1 protein-coding gene is annotated in these 411 nt (G+C 66.9%); it reads right to left on the bottom strand.

The genetic code is table 11. The features are described 5' to 3' along the window. The coding region (locus tag AB4Z35_RS30840) for an SDR family oxidoreductase (RefSeq protein WP_442101276.1) at positions 1-411 on the bottom strand (411 nt) is incomplete at both ends.

The raw sequence follows: 411 nt of genomic DNA, 5'->3' as shown, positions 1-411 counted from the left end.
GTAGAGGCAGGCATTGGCCACGTCCTGCGGGGTGGACATGCGCCCCATGGGGATCGTGGCGAGGAATTTGGCGCGGTTCTCGGGGGTGTCCGGCAGGCCCATGAACTGTTCGAGCGGGCCGGTGGCTCCGATCACCGGGTTGACGCAGTTCACGCGGATGTTGTCCGGGCCGAGTTCGGCCGCCATGGCCTTGCTGGCCGTGATGACGGCGCCCTTGCTGCCGTTGTACCAGACCAGCCCTGGGCGGGGCCGGATGCCGGCGGTGGAAGCCACGTTGACGAAGTTGCCGCCGCCGCGCTGGCGGAAGTGGGGGATGAAGTGCCGGGCCGACCAGTAGATGCTCTTGACGTTGACCGCGTAGACGCGGTCGAACTCGTCCTCGGTGATCTCCAGGATCGGCTTGTTGCGATG

The sequence above is a fragment of the Pseudomonas sp. KB_15 genome (genome assembly GCF_052114525.1).
GTDB lineage: Bacteria > Pseudomonadota > Gammaproteobacteria > Pseudomonadales > Pseudomonadaceae > Aquipseudomonas.
This window is presented reverse-complemented; position numbering and strand designations above follow the sequence as displayed.